This is a genomic window from Rhizobium sp. 21-4511-3d (assembly GCF_053522545.1).
On sequence record NZ_JBNWCF010000037.1, the window covers coordinates 1 to 1,136 of the forward strand.

The window sequence follows — 1,136 nt, forward strand, 5'->3', positions numbered from 1 at the left end:
GGGGAGAGCGACTGTCTTCTGCGTCAAGCGTCTTGCCATGGTTTGTTGTCCCTGATGATGGCGTTGAGGATGGTGAGGAGCTTTCGCATGGTTGCGACGATAGCGACGATCTTCGGCTTGCCTTGTGCGACGAGGCGATCGCGGAAGGTTCTGAGGGCGGGATTGTAGCGGCTGGCGACCAGAGCCGCCATGAACAGCACCGCGCGCACCTTGCCCCTGCCGCCGCCGATGAAGCTCTTGCCCTTCCACTTGCCCGATTGCCGCGTCCAGGGCGCAAGGCCTGCCAGCGACGCGATCTGGCGACGGTCGAGACTGCCGAGCTCTGGCATCTCGGCCAGCAGCGTGCGCGCAGTCGCCGGCCCGACGCCCGGCACCGATGTCAGCAGCGCTTCGCGCACCCGCCAGACAGGCGACTTGCGGATATGGCCGTCCATATCGGCGTCGATGCTGGCAAGCTCGCGCCTGAGTGCGGCGAGCAGGCGCTGGATACTCTTCTGCGCCTGCCTGTCGCGCACCATGCGCGCCCGGTTCTCTTCCGCCACGATCATCTGCACGATCTGCTGCCTGCGGCTGACGAGAGCCGACAGAGCTTGCGTCTCAGCATCACGTAGCGGCCGGATAGCGGGCTTGGTCGCCGCAACGAAGGCGGCAATGACGGCCGCATCGATCGGATCGGTCTTGGCCCGGCGGCCGATCGCCTGCGCGTAGGCACGCACTTGAGCAGGGTTGACGACCAGCACCGTCAATCCCGCCGCAGACAAGCCTGCTGTTGCCAGGGTCTCGAAACCGCCAGTCGCTTCGAGCGCGATTGCATCGGCGCCGATCGCCTTCAGGCGACTGGTCAGTTCGCGGATGCCATCGTCGTCGTTGCCGACAGCAAAAGCCTCACCCTGCGGCCAGACGGCAACGTCGAGCCGCTCCTTCGAAACGTCGATACCGATGATCCTATCCATCTGATCCCATCCTTGCCTAATCGGGCTTTGCTTTCGCAAGCGGCCCTGGCGACTGTTCGGGTTCAATGGAACGACGGGCGAGGACCCATGCTCTCCCGCGGGCTTGGTGTCCCAGAGGGGCCTCGGTCTCTCGCTCGCCACCGCGATAGGCATTACAGCCTCGATAGCGGATAAAGGGAAGTT

Annotated in this window: 1 protein-coding gene; it reads right to left on the minus strand. The window is 64.5% G+C overall.

Going from position 1 to position 1,136, the window contains the following annotated elements; translation table 11 throughout:
- Window positions 1-23 precede the first annotated feature (23 nt).
- A complete protein-coding gene (locus ACQZ5H_RS32600; protein WP_449100219.1) occupies window positions 24-953 on the minus strand; it encodes an IS110 family RNA-guided transposase in 930 nt (309 codons plus the stop codon).
- Window positions 954-1,136: the final 183 nt, after the last annotated feature.